We start from the raw sequence: 15,212 nt of genomic DNA, 5'->3' as shown, positions 1-15,212 counted from the left end.
TTATTACTTTCAGGTTTAATAGCATACTCTAGAGTTGGGTGAAGATAATATATATTCCTTACAGGCGTGTTCATACTGACTTATTTTGTCTCTTTGCATTATTAATAAAGTAATTTAAAATCTGGAATGTGTCATTAAGTACTGAGATAACAAGTAAGGTGATTGAGATAAAGGTTCTAAAGAGGAATGGAAGTACCGAGGACTACTCAAAAGATAAGCTAGCTAGTTCTCTTAAACTCGCCGGTGTACCAGATCCTGACTTAGTCATTGGTGCTCTCGATATTAAAGGCACTATATCAACCAATGAATTATCAGATAGGATTCAATTGATAATGCTGAACATGGTCACTGATGACCTAAGATGGCATGACGCGGCTAGGAATTACTTACTATGGAGCGTGTATAAGCAGGTTTGGGGGGGTAAGGACATCGTTAAGGCGATTAATAAGGGCAGAATTAAATTCGAGGATGCGTATAGGGAGGGCTTCAAGACATGGTTCAGGATTGGGCTTGAGCTTAGGATTTGGGATTCGGAGATGAGTGCTTGGTATGCCCAGCACATTGATGAGTTGGCTGAGTACCTCGACCCCCCCAGCAGGGACTTATTGCTAACCTACAATGGCGTTAGGACGCTAATGAGTAGATACCTACTGAAGAGACTTGATGGCACATTCTTCGAGACGCCCCCCCAGTACCTGTGATGAGGACTGCGATGGGCGTTGCCTACGCAGAGCTTAAGTACGGTGGTGACCCAATAACGTGGGCCAGGAGGTTCTACGACATGATGAGCCAGCTAAAATTCATGCCCAACTCACCAACGCTCTATAACGCCATGACGAGGCTTGGACAACTTTCTGCATGCTTCGTTGTGCCCATTGATGACTGCCTATCCAGGGAGAGCGATACGAATAGGGAGGATCCCGAGTGCAACTTTGGCATAATGGATGCCCTGAGACTCGCCGCATTGATATTCCAATCGGGCGGTGGTGTTGGTTATAACTTCGGGAAGTTAAGGCCCGAGGGCGATATTGTCAGGAGCACGACAGGGATAGCCTCCGGGCCTCTTAGTTTCATGAGGCTCTTTGATACGTTGGTGGACACGATTAAGCAGGGCGGCAAGAGGCGTGGTGCGCAGATGGGCATGCTCTTCTGGTGGCACCCAGACATTGAGAAGTTCATAACCTCGAAGAGCGGCGAGCTTAAGGACCTTCAGCTCCAGAACTTCAACATAAGTGTCACCATAGACGACTACTTCATGCAGAGGGCACTCAAGGGCGAGGACATTTACCTAATAAACCCGAGGGAGTGCCCATGCCTATACAAGACCTGGGGGGGTGAGGAGTTCGTTAAGTGCTATGAGGGATGTGTCGAGGCTATAAAAGCCGGCAAAATAAGGATTTGGAGAAGGATAAATGCCAAGGAGCTTTGGGACAAGATCGTCAAGTCTGCATGGGACAGTGGAGATCCGGGATTATGGAATAGGGACCTGGCTAACTTCATAAATAATGAGAAGTTGCCTGGTGAGGTCATAAATGCAACTAACCCATGTAGCGAAGAGTCTCTTTATGATTTTGAAAGTTGTAATTTAGGTAGCATTAATTTAGTGAAATATGTTTATGATGGTAAAATTGACTGGGACTCTCTGGCGAGGGATGTTCAGTTGGCGGTTAGGTTCCTTGATGATGTTATTGACGTCAATAAACTACCGCATGAAAGACTTAGGAAGAGGGTGCTTGAGACCAGGAGGATTGGCCTTGGTGCTAACGGCCTTGCCGATACCCTAATAGCCCTTGGCCTCAGATACGACTCACCACAGGCATTAGCCGTCTCTAATGAATTGGCTAGTTTCATAGCCAGGATGGCCGTTAGGGCTAGTATTGAGTTGGCTAAGGAGAAGGGTGTTTACCCGGCATATAAGCATAGTGATTGGGCTGAGGGCGTACTACCGTGGACAAAGCACAGGGAGAGACTTGAGAAGTTCTCCAGCACCATTGATAGGGGGGGCTGTTGATGAGTACATGAAGATCCTTGACGTTGGCTATAACGATCCGAAGGTTAAGGCTATCATTGATGGCTCAGCAACGGTACTTAAGGGATATAGGGCATTAGATGGTGATTTGTCGATAGATGTTAGTATGATGGGTATTAGGAATGGATCCATAATGAGTATAGCGCCTGAGGGTTCCAGGAGCTTAATCGCCGGTGTGAACTCAAGCATCGAGCCCCTCTTCGCAATTGCCTACATTAGGAATTTATCAATTGGGAGGCTCATTGAGTATAACTACACTGCACTCAAGCTGTTAATGCAAACGAAGACGCTGGATGAATCAACGAGGAAGTTTGTCGAGGAGTACGGAATACTTCCGAGGGATCACCCACTGGCTGACCTGCTTAGGACGGCTCATGAGATTCACTGGAAGTGGCACGTATACATGCAGGTGACTTGGGCCAGGTGGAATGACTCAGGCGTTAGTAAGACGATTAATATGCCGAGCAATACTCCCATAGAGGATGTTGAGCAGGCCTATAGGTTGGCCTGGTTACTCAATGCCTTTGGAATAACTGTGTATAGGGACAAGAGTAAGTCTGTGCAGGTAATATACACCGGCGTTAAGGGCGCGGAGCTAAGCCAACTGTCGAGGTTAAGGAGGTTAAGGTTGAGGCGAAGCCTAAGGTCGAGGCAAAGACTAGTTACACTTCCTTATCTGCGCTTAAGGATAAGCTGGTTAGGATTAAGGGCAATGGCGGTGAGAGTATTGAGGAGGAGATGCAGGAGGAGCTTGGGGGGGAGACCGATGACCCATACTGCAAGACTGGTTCATGTGGTTAAGTTTAACTAATAACGTTCTCCTTAAGTATGCCCTTACTTATTGCCTCATTAAATAACTCATTAAGCACATCCATGTAATCCCTCTCACCAACCTCAACATCATCCATGTGCTTCTCGACAATCCTAGTCCTCTCCTCACTAACCAAGTCACTAAACTCCTTATTCTCCTCAGTTAGGAACCTATAAACCTGGCGGCCAAGGTTCGTGGGCACTACGTACCTAATTCTCCTACCGACAACTAGGGCATAGCGCCTCTTCAGTATTACATCAACGATCTTAGCGTAGGTGCTTGGTCTACCAATACCTCTCTCCCTCATCATAGCAATTATATCACCCTCCCTAAGTGGCGGTGTCCTGCTCACCTTCTTAATATAATCAATACTCGTTATATCATACTCACCTGGCGTAAGTTCTTGATACTCCCTACCCTCGATGTAACCCCAAACCTTTGTGAAGCCAGGCTCTAATATCTTGGATACCCTCTCCACCTCCTCCTCATGAACACTTACGCCATTGAGGTAAAGACTTATCTTAAACCTCTCCTTCAAAACCCTGGCGCTCTTCATCTGGCTTGCCATAAATCTCCTAAAGATTAAGTCATAAACCCTAAGGTGATTAGCCGTAACCCTAATTGCCAACTGAAGCAAACCTGTATTAAGTAAGTTCCTTAGGTCATCACTATCAATGGGCCTAGTCGGTCTTATGCACTCATGAGCGCCAACCTCCTTCCCACCCCCCCAGGCCCTACCCACAAAATAATCACTTCCAAACCTATCACTTATGTACTCCTTAGCAATGCCAATGCCCACATTGGATACCCTAGTACTGTCGGTCCTGTGGTATGTTATAAGCCCTGACTCGAATAATTCCTGGGCAATGGCCATTGTCTGCTCAACACTTAAACCAAGTATGTTCGCTGAGTCCCTAAGTAGGGCGTCCGTTGTGTACGGTGGTGCTGGATTCAATTCCTCCTCAGCTTCACCTGCCTTAGTTACCTTAACCTTAATCTCAACATCTGTCGACTTATTCCTATGCATTGCCTTGAGGGCCTTTATAAGTTCCTCCTTATCTGGCGGTATGCTTAACCTAACCTTTACACCATTGCTCAGCGTCATGGTTACCGCGTATATCTTATCCTTCCTACTTTCATCATACCTCTCTATTATCCAACCAAGGACTGGAGTCTGGACCCTACCCGCCGATAATGTCCTCCTATTAAACTTCCCCCCCTGAACAATCTGACTAAGCCCAAACCCAATCCACCTATCCTCAATCCTCCTCACCAATTGGGCACCAACCATGCTAAGACTTATGGCTCTTGGATTTGTGATTGCGTCAATAATAGCCTTCTTAGTGACCTCATGAAACTCAATCCTAACAATGTTACTAACGTAGGGCCTCAGCATCATGTAGACATCCCAAGCAATCTTTTCACCCTCAGCATCCGGGTCGGTACCAATCATTACCTGATCGACCTCGGTGGCTATATCCCTTATCGCATTAACTATGTCCATAGCATCAACAAGCTTAACACCATGAATCTTACAAACATCAGCATCCTCGGTATACGCCTCGCCACCGACAGGGCACCTCTTTATTGTTCCGTAGATTGGCACGAAATTATTACCGATCCTGAGCACTCCATAGTAATCAAGGATCTTCCCTGCCCTTAAGGCCGGTGTTAGTTCCTTAACATCGGCTGGGCTGGCCGGTATTAAATCCCACATGTGGCCCTTAGTGGCCGTTATTAATAGGTACAGGTTGCCCAGGGTGGCTTCGTAGATTATTAAAGGACCAACCTCCCTCCTAGTGGGCACTCCAAAGAAACTAGCAATGGTCCTTGCCTTGGTCGGTGATTCAACAATGACAAAGACGGTTCTTAATGGATCCCTCTCGATGAATTGATTGGGTATCTTCCCAAGCATTATATTCCTTATCAGCTCCCTCTCATCTCTGATCTTTTTCATTAAATCATCAATATTAACTTCATTGATGTCTTGTATCTTAATATCCTCAAGTCTATATCTAAGATTCCTGACTAGGCCATTAAACACCTTATCATTATCCACAATCAACACTGACAAACCCAAAGACACACCGCCGACGTAGAGCCTTGAGGTCCTACCACTACCCTGGATATACGTCGTCACGTCAGGAATAATTATATAAAGTTCATTACCCCCCCTATATTCAAGGCCGACCTCATTTGATTGTTCTATCATTCTTCTAGTGCTTGGGTCACCTAACAGTTTATTTACTAGGTCTATTGCTTCCTTAATTACATCGGCCGCGTATTTATCGAACCCACTTAATTCCTTACCTTCCTCAATAGCCTTTAATAAGTTATTGATTTGTTCCTGGTTTAGTACAGTTAAGTTCCTGAGCCTTGCGATGACCCTATCAATATCATTCCTTAAGTATTGAGGGACGACATTCCTAATTGAGAATAGAAATACTAGGTACTTTATTGGCGTGAATTCCTCAAGCCTTAACCTAAACCTCATGCGTGGAATACCCGCAAAAACTACGTATGTGACCCTTTGAGGTAAGTCAATACCTCTGACCAGGGATGACCTGGATGTGGCAAGCCCTATTAATACGTCGATTTTACCCTCAACAAAGTCATTAAGTAAGGACTTACTTGGCTTTAGGTAGGTTGCCGCCCTTATCCCATTATTATTTAACATCTCACTTAACTTATCAATAATGTCCTTCAGGTCTGGTGGTACGTAAATTATTCCCCCCCACCGCCTAGTCTTTTCACTACATCGACGGTCGTGCTTATTAAAGAGTCCTTGGGCTTTACGTAAACATCAACCACATTTCTTAACCCCTCAGCCCTACCGCCGGTTTCAAAACCAAGAAACTCCCTGAATAGGAATAACCTGGCTGTCCTCCTCATCCTCGTTAATGCCCCTGAGGCTATTAGTATGCCGATATTATTGTTCTTGATGTAATTGGTTAGTTCAGCATTCAATTTCTTAATATCCTCCTAAGCCTACTAATCTCTTCCTCACTCGCTCTAAACCTAATAGCCTTTCTGAGCTTCTTCATTAGGTCAACCACGGTCAAAGCCTTATGGAGCGCCTCCTCATTAATACCAAGCAGTAGCAACAGCCTATCAATGTTTTTGCTGGATGCCTTAAGGACGCTATCCACATCATCAACGAATATAAGCGAGAACCTATACCTACTGAGCAGGTCCATGTGCCTCGGTAGAAAGGCATTGGTTACTATTAATATGTCAAAGTCACCATTCTCAATTGTCTTCATGGCCTCAGCCAACTCCTGCTTCGACAGTATTGATGACGCCATTACAATCCTAACACTGGCGCCTATCTTAGCCGAGTAATCACTTAGTCTTCTATGAATGTCGTAAGCCAACGTCGACGTTGGAACAACAATCAATACCCTCCCCCCCCTCTTTCTAGTGACTATGTATAGCGATGCAACCATGCCGAAGGTCGTTTTTCCACTCCCAGTTGGTGCAACTATTGCGAAGCTTTTGCCCTTAATTATCCTCCTGGCCCACAGTCTCTGAGCACCCCCCCACATGTTAGTTCCAATTATCCTCCTGAACATGTTGGCGAATTCGTTATATTCATTGATCAGGTTAGCCAACGACCTTAATCTATTTATCGTACCAAGCCTTTCCAATGTATTTAATACCTCAACGGCACTCGCTACTTTCCTTGGTACATCAGGTAAACACTTATGGCATGGCAAACCAGCACCCAACCTATCTGATGTAATATCCCCCCCTCCACAGTTAGGGCACGCCCTTCGATATATAACCAACGGTTGCTTCTCCATTTAATCCTCACCACATTATTAAACCCCCCCTTAATAAACATTCGTTACCAACCGAGATCTTAATTGATAGGGTTAAATATTGATATTACAATGATATTGCTTGAGTAGTATGTCAGTTAATACGGGCAGTATTCAGGACTATGTGCGGTACGTATACATAATGTCGCTAGTGTCTGCCCTGGCCATGGCAGTTGCCGTGGATTACGTACTTACTGAACTGTGGATTTACGGCACAGCTGACTTGACAATACTCGTGATAACGCCCGTGTTCATGTTCATGCTTTCCATGCTAGTCATATCGTCAATAACGATGATCAAGCAATTAAGGGGGGGAAACTTTAGCAAGATGACCTCTAGGGCTAAGGCATTAATGATAACCTACATCACGTTCTTCATAATAGCCCTCATATACTTCACATACGTATCAATAATTCACTATGCAGGCCTAGGACTTACGATATCAGACCCGCAATTAATCGGTGATCATTACCTCGGTTTTGGACTTGCGCTCTACGACGCTGGATTGTTAACCACGTCATGGCAATTAATCGAGGATTTGCTTAACGGTAAATTATCATCGCTGTATAAGTTCTTCATTATGATGTTTAAGTCTCAGTCTAGTGATGATGACGATGATACAATCATAATTAAGTAATTACTTAGCATAAATTGAATTGGTTCTGTACTGCATCGGGATGGAATGGCATGGTTTAAAAATAGGCATTGAAAAGGGGAACTTAGTGAATATGCGTATTGCCGGTTTAGTGGCTGATTTACTTATGAGAACCTGTAATGCAAGTTCAGTGGAGAGACAGTCATTTACTGATGGGTCAAGGTACATGATCAGGTTCAGCAATAATAGTAATATGGAGGTTCATTTGGTGGATAGAGATGGAAGGTTTTTTGCCGAATTCTGGATCAATACGTATGCGACACCTATAATGATAATAGAGTATGTGTACTCGAATGCAAAACCATCAAGTATTTGCGAGGAAATATGCGAGTTAATACGTATAATTAATGATTCATTAACGAAACAGGGCGAGAGAGACACTAAAACTCAATAACTAACCTACGTAATCAAGTATTCCACATATTGTCGGTGGTGACCAACGTCGTACTTGATGTTAGGTCATTAGTCAATATTTTTACTAAGTCGCTCTAGGTAAGTGAATTGAAAAGAGAACCAAAAAGCCAATAATCAACATGTTACGGAAAGGAAATCTCCATTTATAAATTAAAGAAAAGTAAATGGCTTGTGTTCGGGCAGTATTGGAAGCGTCATCAATGCCTAGTTGCCATGTTAAATTACTGTCTAGGTATACGGTGTTGTCACCTAATTATTGGCTGATAACTCATCAATTAATCTCTTACCATTAATTAATAACCAGTCATCGTCGTCACTCATCGCCTTATCCCTATGCTCGTATCTACGCAGTAGAGTATTGAGTAATACTTTGCTGTTGAATACTTCGATACGGAACTCCCTACTGAAGTACCTATTCACGTTCTCGATATCCCTTAGTAAGAACTCAGTTGCATTGGGGTGGTTTGCCTTTACGGCACTACCCCCCCAATCAATTATTACTAATTCATTGCCCGTATTAACGATATTAAACTCGCTTAGGTCTGCATGGATTATCTTACCCAAAATAAATGCTCTCTCCACATACTTAATTATTGTTAAGTAGGCAGCCGCAGGGTTTTCAGGTGGTTCATCCTTGATCAGCGGCGCCGGTATACCGCTTATTCCTCTATAGCTTATGAACTCCATGACCAGGATATTCCTATTAAAGGTTATTGGCTTGGGCACCCTGACACCCGCGTTGTAAGCATCACCTAAATTACTGAACTCCTTCCTGCACCAATACTCAACGAGCTTCCTCGTATTAGTAATCCTAACGCCTGTAAATCGTGGATCACCGAGCAGGTACTTGTACCTACCCCCCCTAATGAATTGTGCCGTTGATGTATAAAAGATTTTTAGCGCGATGTCTGTGCCGTCGGGTGCCTTAGCCCATATTACCTTGGCCTCCTTACCCTGCGCAACTGGGCCATAAACCTCATCAATAACACGCCTATTCATTAGTTCTCTCAAGGCATCTATTGTGTATTGATTAAATACATCATCGATGGTCTTTAATTGATCAATATCCTTTATCCTAAACCTTCTACTCTCCATTCTCTCCCGGATGATCCTATCAATATCGTGATTACCCACTGGATTAATGAAACAAATTGGTACTTTATATATTAATTTGGTCCGTAAAAGCCATTTTGCTTACTCCCATGAGAAATATTCTAATGAATTCAATATATAAAGATGAATAAAAATGCATGCAAAAGGTTAAAATCAATGGGTATTGTACGATTGAAGAAGAAAAAAGATTTAAAAGTATTTCTAATGAAAAGAATTTAGGAGATATGGCTTTGGTTCAACAAGACGAGGTCTGGTCAATGCGTAGGCTCGTAAATCTCCATAAGATGAAACGGCCGATTGGTAAGATTATCGTTAATATTGATCTTTGTAAGGATTGCAGGTTCTGCATTGAGTTCTGCCCCCCCAACGGTGTCCTTGAGGAGTCCAAGGACGTTAATTCCAAGGGCTATCACTACCCAGTTGTTAAGCCGGGTAAGGAACTTGACTGCGTCGCCTGTAGAATGTGCGAGAAGGTTTGCCCAGACTTCGCAATTACGGTTGTTTCTGAGGAGTACATAACATACGATAAGTACTACGGGGTGAGTAGACATGCCCACAGTGCTGAACTCTATAAGAAGGACTTGGATAAACTGTTAAGGCCTGGCATTCACTTCCTAGATGGTAATACGGCCGTTGCCGAGGGCGCAATAACGGCGGGTTGTAGGTTCTATGCCGGTTACCCAATAACCCCCCCGTCAAATGAGATTGCGGAGTACATGTCGTACAGGCTACCGCAGGTTGGTGGTAAGTTCATCCAGATGGAGGACGAGATAGGCAGTATAATGGCTGTGCTTGGGGGGGCATCAGCCGCTGGGGGGGTTAAGTCGATGACGGCAACATCAGGTCCAGGCTTCTCACTGATGCAGGAGGAGATTGGGCTTGGCTCAATGCTCGAGATTCCGGCGCTGATTGTTGATGTAATGAGGGCAGGCCCATCAACTGGAATACCGACATTATTAGGGCAGGGAGACATACTGCAGGCTAAGTATGGTTCACATGGTGATTATGAGATAGTGGCTTACTTACCTGCCAATCCTCAGGAGGCCTTTGACTTTACAATAAAGGCAATTAACATGGCTGAGAAGTATAGGGTTGTGGCCATTGTACTCTCTGATCAATTAGTTGGGCATATGTATGGTAAGGTTAGGGTTCCCGAGTTCGATGAGATAGAGATTGTGGAGAGGCCGAAGCCCACGGTGCCCCCCCCAGACCAATACTTGCCATACGACAGTAGGTACTTAGTACCGCCAATGGCTATAGCCGGCACCGGCTATAGGGCTAATAATGAGTCATTGACGCATACTGATAAGGGATACCCGACCACGGATAGGGATGCATCGTTTAAGCTTGTGATGAGGCTTGTCCGTAAGATTAGGGAGAATGAGAAGGAAATAGCCGAGTGGGAGGAGTATATGCTCGATGATGCGGAGTACGTAATTGTATCCTACGGTTCAACATCGGGCTCTGTGAGGAGGGCAATAAAGGTGCTGAGGGCACAGGGCTACAGGGTTGGTATGCTTAGGCCAAAGACCGCGTGGCCATTCCCAGGCTGGGTCGTGGAGAACTTGGCCTCTAGAGGCGTTCAGAAGTTCGTAACTGTTGAGGTCAACATGGGTAAGATGTACCACGTGGTTAGGGAATTCTCGAGAGGTGTTCCAGTGGAGCACATACCTTACGCCCCCCCTGGTTATATTCCAGATCCTGATTATGTAATTAATAACGTGAGAAAGGTGATTGAAGGATGAGTGTGGAGGCCGAGGTAACGACCACAGGAGTTAAGGTGGAACTGCCTAAGTCCTATGAGGATATTAAGGACTTAATAAGGATTGATAGGTTACCGCACATTTGGTGCCCGGGTTGTGGGTTAGGCATACTACTTAAATTATTGGCTAGGGCCATAAAGAATTCGGGAATACCCGTTGAGAAGCACGTGATAGTCACGGGCATAGGCTGCACAGGTAGGCTTGGCGGATACTTAAAACTAGATGCGTACCACGTAACCCACGGTAGGGCCATACCCTTCGCCGTTGGGTTAAAGATGGCTAACCCTGAACTTGAGGTGACAGTAGTTGGCGGCGATGGTGATATCCTCGCCATAGGTGGTAACCACTTCATACATGCGGCCAGGAGGAATGATGATATTAACGTAATAATAGTCAATAACTTCATCTATGGAATGACAGGCGGCCAGTACAGTCCAACAACGCCCAAGGGCGCTAAGACGACGACATCGCCATATGGTCATTACGAGAATCCATTCAACGTGCCATTATTGGCATACGCTGCGGGCGCCTCGTACGTGGCCAGATGGACGGTTCTTCACCAAAATGAACTTTACCAATCCCTCCTTGAGATGTTTAAGGTTAAGGGCTTCGCCGTTATTGAAGTGCTATCACCTTGTATTATCTATACCGATAGAAATGCCATGGGTGATGCCGTCGACTTAATGAAGATATTAAGAGAAAGACCCGTGATTGACCATAATGCGAATCTGGCGGATTTAGAGATTGATTTCAGTATGAAGAAGATTATCCTGGGAAATTTTGTGAAAAGAGAGAGACCCATATCGTATGGATAGTGATCATAAATCTTAAACTTTTTTCTCATATTTTCGTATAATTTAAAATAATTTTTGTCAAATTAGAATAAAGTTTATTAAGGTTTCATGATTATTTATCAATAGAAAAATATGCTACAACAGTTCGATCAGATACGTATCAGGCTCATGGGGGGGCTTGGCGGCCATGGCATAGTCTTTGCTGGTAGGCTTCTTGGTATGGCGGCCGCAATGGGTGGTCTTGACTCAATATTGACAATAACGTATAGCCCAGAGCAGAGGGGGGGTGGCTGGTCCAGGGCTGACCTCATAATAGCTAAGGAGATGGTTGATTACCCACTCATTGATGAGGCCGACATATTCCTCGCGACCACGCAACAGGCATTTAACCTGGAATTTAAGAGTCTCCGTAGAGGTGGTATATTCATTTATGAAAATACGATTTATAAGCCATCAATCACAAATGCAAGTGATTATGTAATAATTCCTGTACCTGCAACTGAAATAGCCGAGAACGTAACAGGCAGAAGATTAACAATGAATGTTGTTTTGGTCGGCGTTATAACGGCCGTCCTTGACCCATTACTAAAGGAGGACCATATAATCAACGCAATAAAGAATGTAACAAGAAGGGCTGGTAAACTCGATACATCGATTCAGGAAATGAACATAAAGGCATTCCAGGCAGGTCTTGATTATGGTAGGAAGTATCTGCAGGGGGGGTTAAGGTGATCACATGCCAACCAATAGAATTCTAATCCTGGGTGGCGGTATTGCCGGTATTGAGGCTGCCCTTGCCCTGGCTAACATGGTTATAGAGTTACGCTTGTTGAGAAGTCACCCGCCATTGGCGGTAAGATGGCGATGCTCGACAAGACATTCCCAACACTCGACTGCAGCATATGCATAGAAGGACCACTAATAAGCGATGTTGCGAGACATCCAAATATCGAATTGCTGGCACCCGCCGAATTACTTGACTTAATGGGATCACCGGGTGACTTTAAGGCTAGGATATTGGTTAAGCCTAGGTACGTGACCGACGACTGCACCAAATGCGGTCAATGTGAGGATGTATGCCCAGTGGTTGTTCCCAGTGAGTTTGAGGCAGGTATTGGTGCGAGGAAGGCGATATACCTACCATTCCCACAGGCCGAGCCAGGAATATACATGCTCGACATTGATCATTGCCTAAACAAACCGCCGAATTACTTCCCATGCGATAGATGCGCCAAGGCATGCGATAGGAACGCCATAATATACACAATGATGCCCAAGGTCATAGAACGCGACGTCGCTGCCGTAATTGTGTCTACAGGTTTTGAGTTAGAGAGGGGGGGCGACATACTTGGGGAGTATGGTTATGGTAGGTACATGGACGTGGTCACGTCAATGGAATTCGAGAGGCTCGTTAATGCATCAGGACCATCAAGTGGTGTTGTTGTTAAACCGAGCACAGGTGAGGAGCCGGAAAACGTATTGCTCGTGTCCTGTGTTGGCTCGAGAAATAATAAGTATAATGATTATTGTTCCGGTTTCTGCTGCACCTACCTGCTTAAGCAGGGTATATATGCCAAGGTACTTCATGGCATTAAAAACGTGACTATAATGTACATGAATGATGTCAGGACATACGGTAAGGGATTCGAGGGTTTCTTCGACAGGGGCTCTAAAAGAGGGTATAAACATTGTTTGGGGGGGCAGGCCTGAAATCCTTGGTGAGAGGAATGGTAAGATAATCGTTAGATTTGAGGACACGAGGAATAAGAAGGTCGTTGTAAATGAGTATGACATGGTCGTCCTAGCACCCTCTGCAAAGCCTGTGAATGACATGAGTAAGTTGAGTAAGATATTGAGTATTTCACTAGATAGGGTTGGTTTTGTAAGGACTGACCCTGCCAACCCAACATTAACAACGAGACCTGGTATCTTCGTTGCTGGCTCAGCGGGTGGACCCAGGGATATTTCAGAGTCAGTGGTTACTGGTTTGGCTGCAGCGATACAGGCTATTAGGTACGCAAGCCCTGGTGTGATTGAGGAGGAGAAGTATGAGGAGACCATAGAACCATACCCAATTAGGGTCGGGGGGGTCTTCGTATGCCACTGCGGCACTAACATAGCCGGTGTTGCTGATGTTCCTGCGTTGGTGGAGGCCGCTAAGCAAATGCCCGACGTAGTTCATGCAGAGGATCTCCAGTTCGCATGTGCTAAATCATCATTAGACAGGATAACTGAGGTAATTAAGGAGAAGAAACTGAATAGGGTCGTCGTTGCATCATGCTCCCCCCCAGTTACGCATTTGAGGTTTTTCCAGGATGCTGCGAGGAGGGCTGGTCTTAATCCTTACCTCGTGGAGATGACGAACATTAGGAACCTGGACACCTGGGTCCACAACGACAGGAAGGTAGCCACAGAGAAGGCCAAGGACATGATAAGAATGGCCGTAGCAAGGTTCATCACATGGTGCCGCTACAGACAATAAAGTTACCGGTGATTAAGAGAGCGTTGGTTGTTGGTTGCGGACCTGCTGGGCTGGCGGCGGCCACTGGGTTAGCTGGTGCCGGTATTGAGACAATACTTGTTGAAAAGGCCGATGAATGCGGCGGCATGCTTAGGCGTTTGAATAGGCTTGAGCCTGAGGGTATTGAGTCCAAGAAATTGCTCGATAGGATGGTTGAGGAGGCTAGGGAGGTTGGTGTTAAGTTCATGCTTGGAACGACTATTAAGGACGTGTCTGGCTTCACGGGTAACTTCCACGTAGTCCTAAGCAACGGCGTTGAACTCGACGTTGGCGCAATAATAGTGGCTACGGGAGCCAAGCCCTACGTACCGATGGAGTTTAACTATGGTAAGGATCCAAGGGTATTAACAACGCTTGACCTTGAGAGTGGGAAAACCGTCGATGGTAGGAATGTGGCGATAATAAACTGCGTCGGTTCTAGAACCAGTGGTAGGGGATGTTCAAGGTACTGCTGTGCCGTGGGCTTGAGTAAGGCCATTGAGTTGAGGAGTCAGGGTAAGAACGTGGTCCTAATTTACAGGGATATAATGGGCGTGGACCCTGAGGTCGAGGACTTATATAAGAAGGCCAGGGATGCCGGCGTGCTCTTCATTAGGATTCCCAGGAAGGCCGAGTTAACCGAGGCCATAAGAATGGATACCAATAAGTTAATAGTACATGACGTCGAGTTAGGAGATGAGGTTGAGGTGCCGTTTGACAACGTAATCCTCAACATAGGTCTGGTGCCCAGTGAGGATACAGACGAGGTTTCCAAGGTGCTGAGGCTTTCTAAGGATCAGGAGGGCTTCCTGATGGAGGCTCACCCGAAGCTTGGCCCCCCCGTGGACACGATGACCCCCCCAGGAATATTCATAGCCGGTGCAGCTAGGGGGGGTCCGAAGAATGTGGCCGAGGCCATCGCCGAGGGCTATGCAGCTGCCTCAAGGGCGTTAATGATGCTTGCCCAGGGCTATGTCACCAAGGAACCATTCATACCAAAGTTCGATTGGTCTAAATGCACTAAGTGCGGTCTCTGCATTAAGGCTTGTCCATACGGCGCCATTAGGGGTGTACCGGGTAAATGGATTGAGCATATACCAGCCGCCTGCCAGGGCTGCGGTGCGTGCGTGGCTGAATGCCCACAGGATGCCATAACACTTGATGCCTTGAGTGACGACGCATTATGGCTCAGATTGAGGCTGCCTTGGCTGAGGAGCCTGAGAGGAAGGTGATAATGTTCACATGTGCTTATTGTTCGTATTGGGCCGCCGACAACGCCGGCATATTTAAGATGCAGTACCCGCCCTACGCG

At 45.6% G+C, this 15,212-nt stretch carries 16 protein-coding genes; 12 read left to right on the top strand and 4 right to left on the bottom strand.

Annotated elements, in window-relative coordinates; translation table 11 throughout:
• Positions 1 to 128 precede the first annotated feature (128 nt).
• Genes JCM11216_RS11685 through JCM11216_RS11675 form a run of 3 tightly spaced genes read left to right on the top strand, consistent with a single transcriptional unit; the run spans position 129 to position 2,840 of the window.
• Positions 129 to 701, top strand: a complete 573-nt coding sequence (locus JCM11216_RS11685) for a hypothetical protein (RefSeq protein ID WP_054854302.1) — start codon at positions 129 to 131, stop codon at positions 699 to 701.
• A complete protein-coding gene (locus tag JCM11216_RS11680) occupies positions 701 to 2,011 on the top strand; it encodes an adenosylcobalamin-dependent ribonucleoside-diphosphate reductase (protein WP_243676217.1) in 1,311 nt (436 codons plus the stop codon). Before JCM11216_RS11685 ends, JCM11216_RS11680 begins: the two co-directional genes overlap by 1 nt.
• Entirely contained in the window at positions 1,971 to 2,840 is an 870-nt protein-coding gene (locus JCM11216_RS11675; protein ID WP_243676197.1) for a hypothetical protein, read from the top strand. The genes JCM11216_RS11680 and JCM11216_RS11675 overlap by 41 nt, the downstream gene beginning before the upstream one ends.
• Here JCM11216_RS11675 and rgy read toward each other — a convergent pair.
• From rgy to JCM11216_RS19510, 3 genes are read right to left on the bottom strand one after another with little or no spacing between them, the layout of a single operon-like run.
• Positions 2,833 to 5,517, bottom strand: coding sequence for a reverse gyrase (gene rgy, locus JCM11216_RS11670; protein ID WP_243676196.1), 2,685 nt, complete (start codon positions 5,515 to 5,517; stop codon positions 2,833 to 2,835). The genes JCM11216_RS11675 and rgy overlap by 8 nt on opposite strands.
• Before the next feature lie 47 nt (positions 5,518 to 5,564).
• Complete coding sequence (locus JCM11216_RS19515) at positions 5,565 to 5,807, bottom strand: hypothetical protein (protein WP_243676195.1); 243 nt, start codon at positions 5,805 to 5,807, stop codon at positions 5,565 to 5,567.
• On the bottom strand, positions 5,804 to 6,643 hold the full coding sequence (locus tag JCM11216_RS19510; protein ID WP_243676194.1) for a DEAD/DEAH box helicase: 840 nt from the start codon (positions 6,641 to 6,643) through the stop codon (positions 5,804 to 5,806). The genes JCM11216_RS19515 and JCM11216_RS19510 overlap by 4 nt, the downstream gene beginning before the upstream one ends.
• Positions 6,644 to 6,752: 109 nt before the next feature.
• Between JCM11216_RS19510 and JCM11216_RS11665 the strand changes: the two genes are divergently transcribed.
• Both JCM11216_RS11665 and JCM11216_RS11660 read left to right on the top strand, forming a co-directional pair.
• Positions 6,753 to 7,298 (top strand): hypothetical protein, encoded by a 546-nt coding sequence (locus tag JCM11216_RS11665; RefSeq protein WP_054854299.1) that lies wholly within the window; start codon positions 6,753 to 6,755, stop codon positions 7,296 to 7,298.
• Between the two features lie 91 nt (positions 7,299 to 7,389).
• Positions 7,390 to 7,710, top strand: coding sequence for a hypothetical protein (locus JCM11216_RS11660; RefSeq protein ID WP_054854332.1), 321 nt, complete (start codon positions 7,390 to 7,392; stop codon positions 7,708 to 7,710).
• Positions 7,711 to 7,979: 269 nt separating this feature from the next.
• Here JCM11216_RS11660 and JCM11216_RS11655 read toward each other — a convergent pair whose 3' ends face one another.
• On the bottom strand, positions 7,980 to 8,825 hold the full coding sequence (locus tag JCM11216_RS11655; protein WP_054854331.1) for a serine protein kinase RIO: 846 nt from the start codon (positions 8,823 to 8,825) through the stop codon (positions 7,980 to 7,982).
• A 248-nt stretch (positions 8,826 to 9,073) separates the two neighbouring features.
• On the opposite strand from JCM11216_RS11655, the gene JCM11216_RS11650 reads away from it, so the two are divergent.
• The 7 genes from JCM11216_RS11650 to JCM11216_RS11625 all read left to right on the top strand — a co-directional run bounded on the left by JCM11216_RS11650 (position 9,074) and on the right by JCM11216_RS11625 (position 15,132).
• Positions 9,074 to 10,588 (top strand): 2-oxoacid:acceptor oxidoreductase subunit alpha, encoded by a 1,515-nt coding sequence (locus tag JCM11216_RS11650; RefSeq protein ID WP_243676193.1) that lies wholly within the window; start codon positions 9,074 to 9,076, stop codon positions 10,586 to 10,588.
• The gene (locus tag JCM11216_RS11645; RefSeq protein ID WP_054854298.1) at positions 10,585 to 11,421 is read left to right on the top strand and encodes a thiamine pyrophosphate-dependent enzyme; all 837 of its coding nucleotides are present in this window, start codon (positions 10,585 to 10,587) and stop codon (positions 11,419 to 11,421) included. The genes JCM11216_RS11650 and JCM11216_RS11645 overlap by 4 nt, the downstream gene beginning before the upstream one ends.
• Before the next feature lie 111 nt (positions 11,422 to 11,532).
• A complete protein-coding gene (locus JCM11216_RS11640) occupies positions 11,533 to 12,132 on the top strand; it encodes a 2-oxoacid:acceptor oxidoreductase family protein (RefSeq protein WP_054854297.1) in 600 nt (199 codons plus the stop codon).
• A gap of 4 nt (positions 12,133 to 12,136) precedes the next feature.
• A complete protein-coding gene (locus JCM11216_RS19505) occupies positions 12,137 to 12,310 on the top strand; it encodes an FAD-dependent oxidoreductase (protein WP_243676192.1) in 174 nt (57 codons plus the stop codon).
• Complete coding sequence (locus tag JCM11216_RS11635) at positions 12,259 to 13,110, top strand: 4Fe-4S binding protein (protein ID WP_054854296.1); 852 nt, start codon at positions 12,259 to 12,261, stop codon at positions 13,108 to 13,110. Before JCM11216_RS19505 ends, JCM11216_RS11635 begins: the two co-directional genes overlap by 52 nt.
• A complete protein-coding gene (locus JCM11216_RS11630; RefSeq protein ID WP_243676191.1) occupies positions 13,019 to 13,882 on the top strand; it encodes a hypothetical protein in 864 nt (287 codons plus the stop codon). The genes JCM11216_RS11635 and JCM11216_RS11630 overlap by 92 nt, the downstream gene beginning before the upstream one ends.
• Positions 13,861 to 15,132, top strand: a complete 1,272-nt coding sequence (locus JCM11216_RS11625) for an FAD-dependent oxidoreductase (RefSeq protein ID WP_054854294.1) — start codon at positions 13,861 to 13,863, stop codon at positions 15,130 to 15,132. Before JCM11216_RS11630 ends, JCM11216_RS11625 begins: the two co-directional genes overlap by 22 nt.
• The last annotated feature ends 80 nt before the right edge of the window (positions 15,133 to 15,212 follow it).

It is taken from the genome of Vulcanisaeta distributa JCM 11216, from assembly GCF_001315985.1.
GTDB lineage: Archaea > Thermoproteota > Thermoprotei > Thermoproteales > Thermocladiaceae > Vulcanisaeta > Vulcanisaeta distributa_E.
This window is presented reverse-complemented; position numbering and strand designations above follow the sequence as displayed.

What these genes read in the sequence shown, in the direction of transcription:
- JCM11216_RS11680 (WP_243676217.1), top strand. Translation starts at nt 701, where the DNA reads ATGAGGACTGCGATGGGCGTTGCCTACGCAGAGCTTAAGTACGGTGGT.
- rgy (WP_243676196.1), bottom strand. Translation starts at nt 5,517, where the DNA reads ATGTTAAATAATAATGGGATAAGGGCGGCAACCTACCTAAAGCCAAGT.
- JCM11216_RS19510 (WP_243676194.1), bottom strand. Translation starts at nt 6,643, where the DNA reads ATGGAGAAGCAACCGTTGGTTATATATCGAAGGGCGTGCCCTAACTGT.
- JCM11216_RS11665 (WP_054854299.1), top strand. Translation starts at nt 6,753, where the DNA reads ATGTCAGTTAATACGGGCAGTATTCAGGACTATGTGCGGTACGTATAC.
- JCM11216_RS11660 (WP_054854332.1), top strand. Translation starts at nt 7,390, where the DNA reads ATGCGTATTGCCGGTTTAGTGGCTGATTTACTTATGAGAACCTGTAAT.
- JCM11216_RS11655 (WP_054854331.1), bottom strand. Translation starts at nt 8,825, where the DNA reads ATGGAGAGTAGAAGGTTTAGGATAAAGGATATTGATCAATTAAAGACC.
- JCM11216_RS11645 (WP_054854298.1), top strand. Translation starts at nt 10,585, where the DNA reads ATGAGTGTGGAGGCCGAGGTAACGACCACAGGAGTTAAGGTGGAACTG.
- JCM11216_RS11640 (WP_054854297.1), top strand. Translation starts at nt 11,533, where the DNA reads ATGCTACAACAGTTCGATCAGATACGTATCAGGCTCATGGGGGGGCTT.
- JCM11216_RS19505 (WP_243676192.1), top strand. Translation starts at nt 12,137, where the DNA reads ATGCCAACCAATAGAATTCTAATCCTGGGTGGCGGTATTGCCGGTATT.
- JCM11216_RS11635 (WP_054854296.1), top strand. Translation starts at nt 12,259, where the DNA reads ATGGCGATGCTCGACAAGACATTCCCAACACTCGACTGCAGCATATGC.
- JCM11216_RS11630 (WP_243676191.1), top strand. Translation starts at nt 13,019, where the DNA reads ATGATGTCAGGACATACGGTAAGGGATTCGAGGGTTTCTTCGACAGGG.
- JCM11216_RS11625 (WP_054854294.1), top strand. Translation starts at nt 13,861, where the DNA reads ATGGTGCCGCTACAGACAATAAAGTTACCGGTGATTAAGAGAGCGTTG.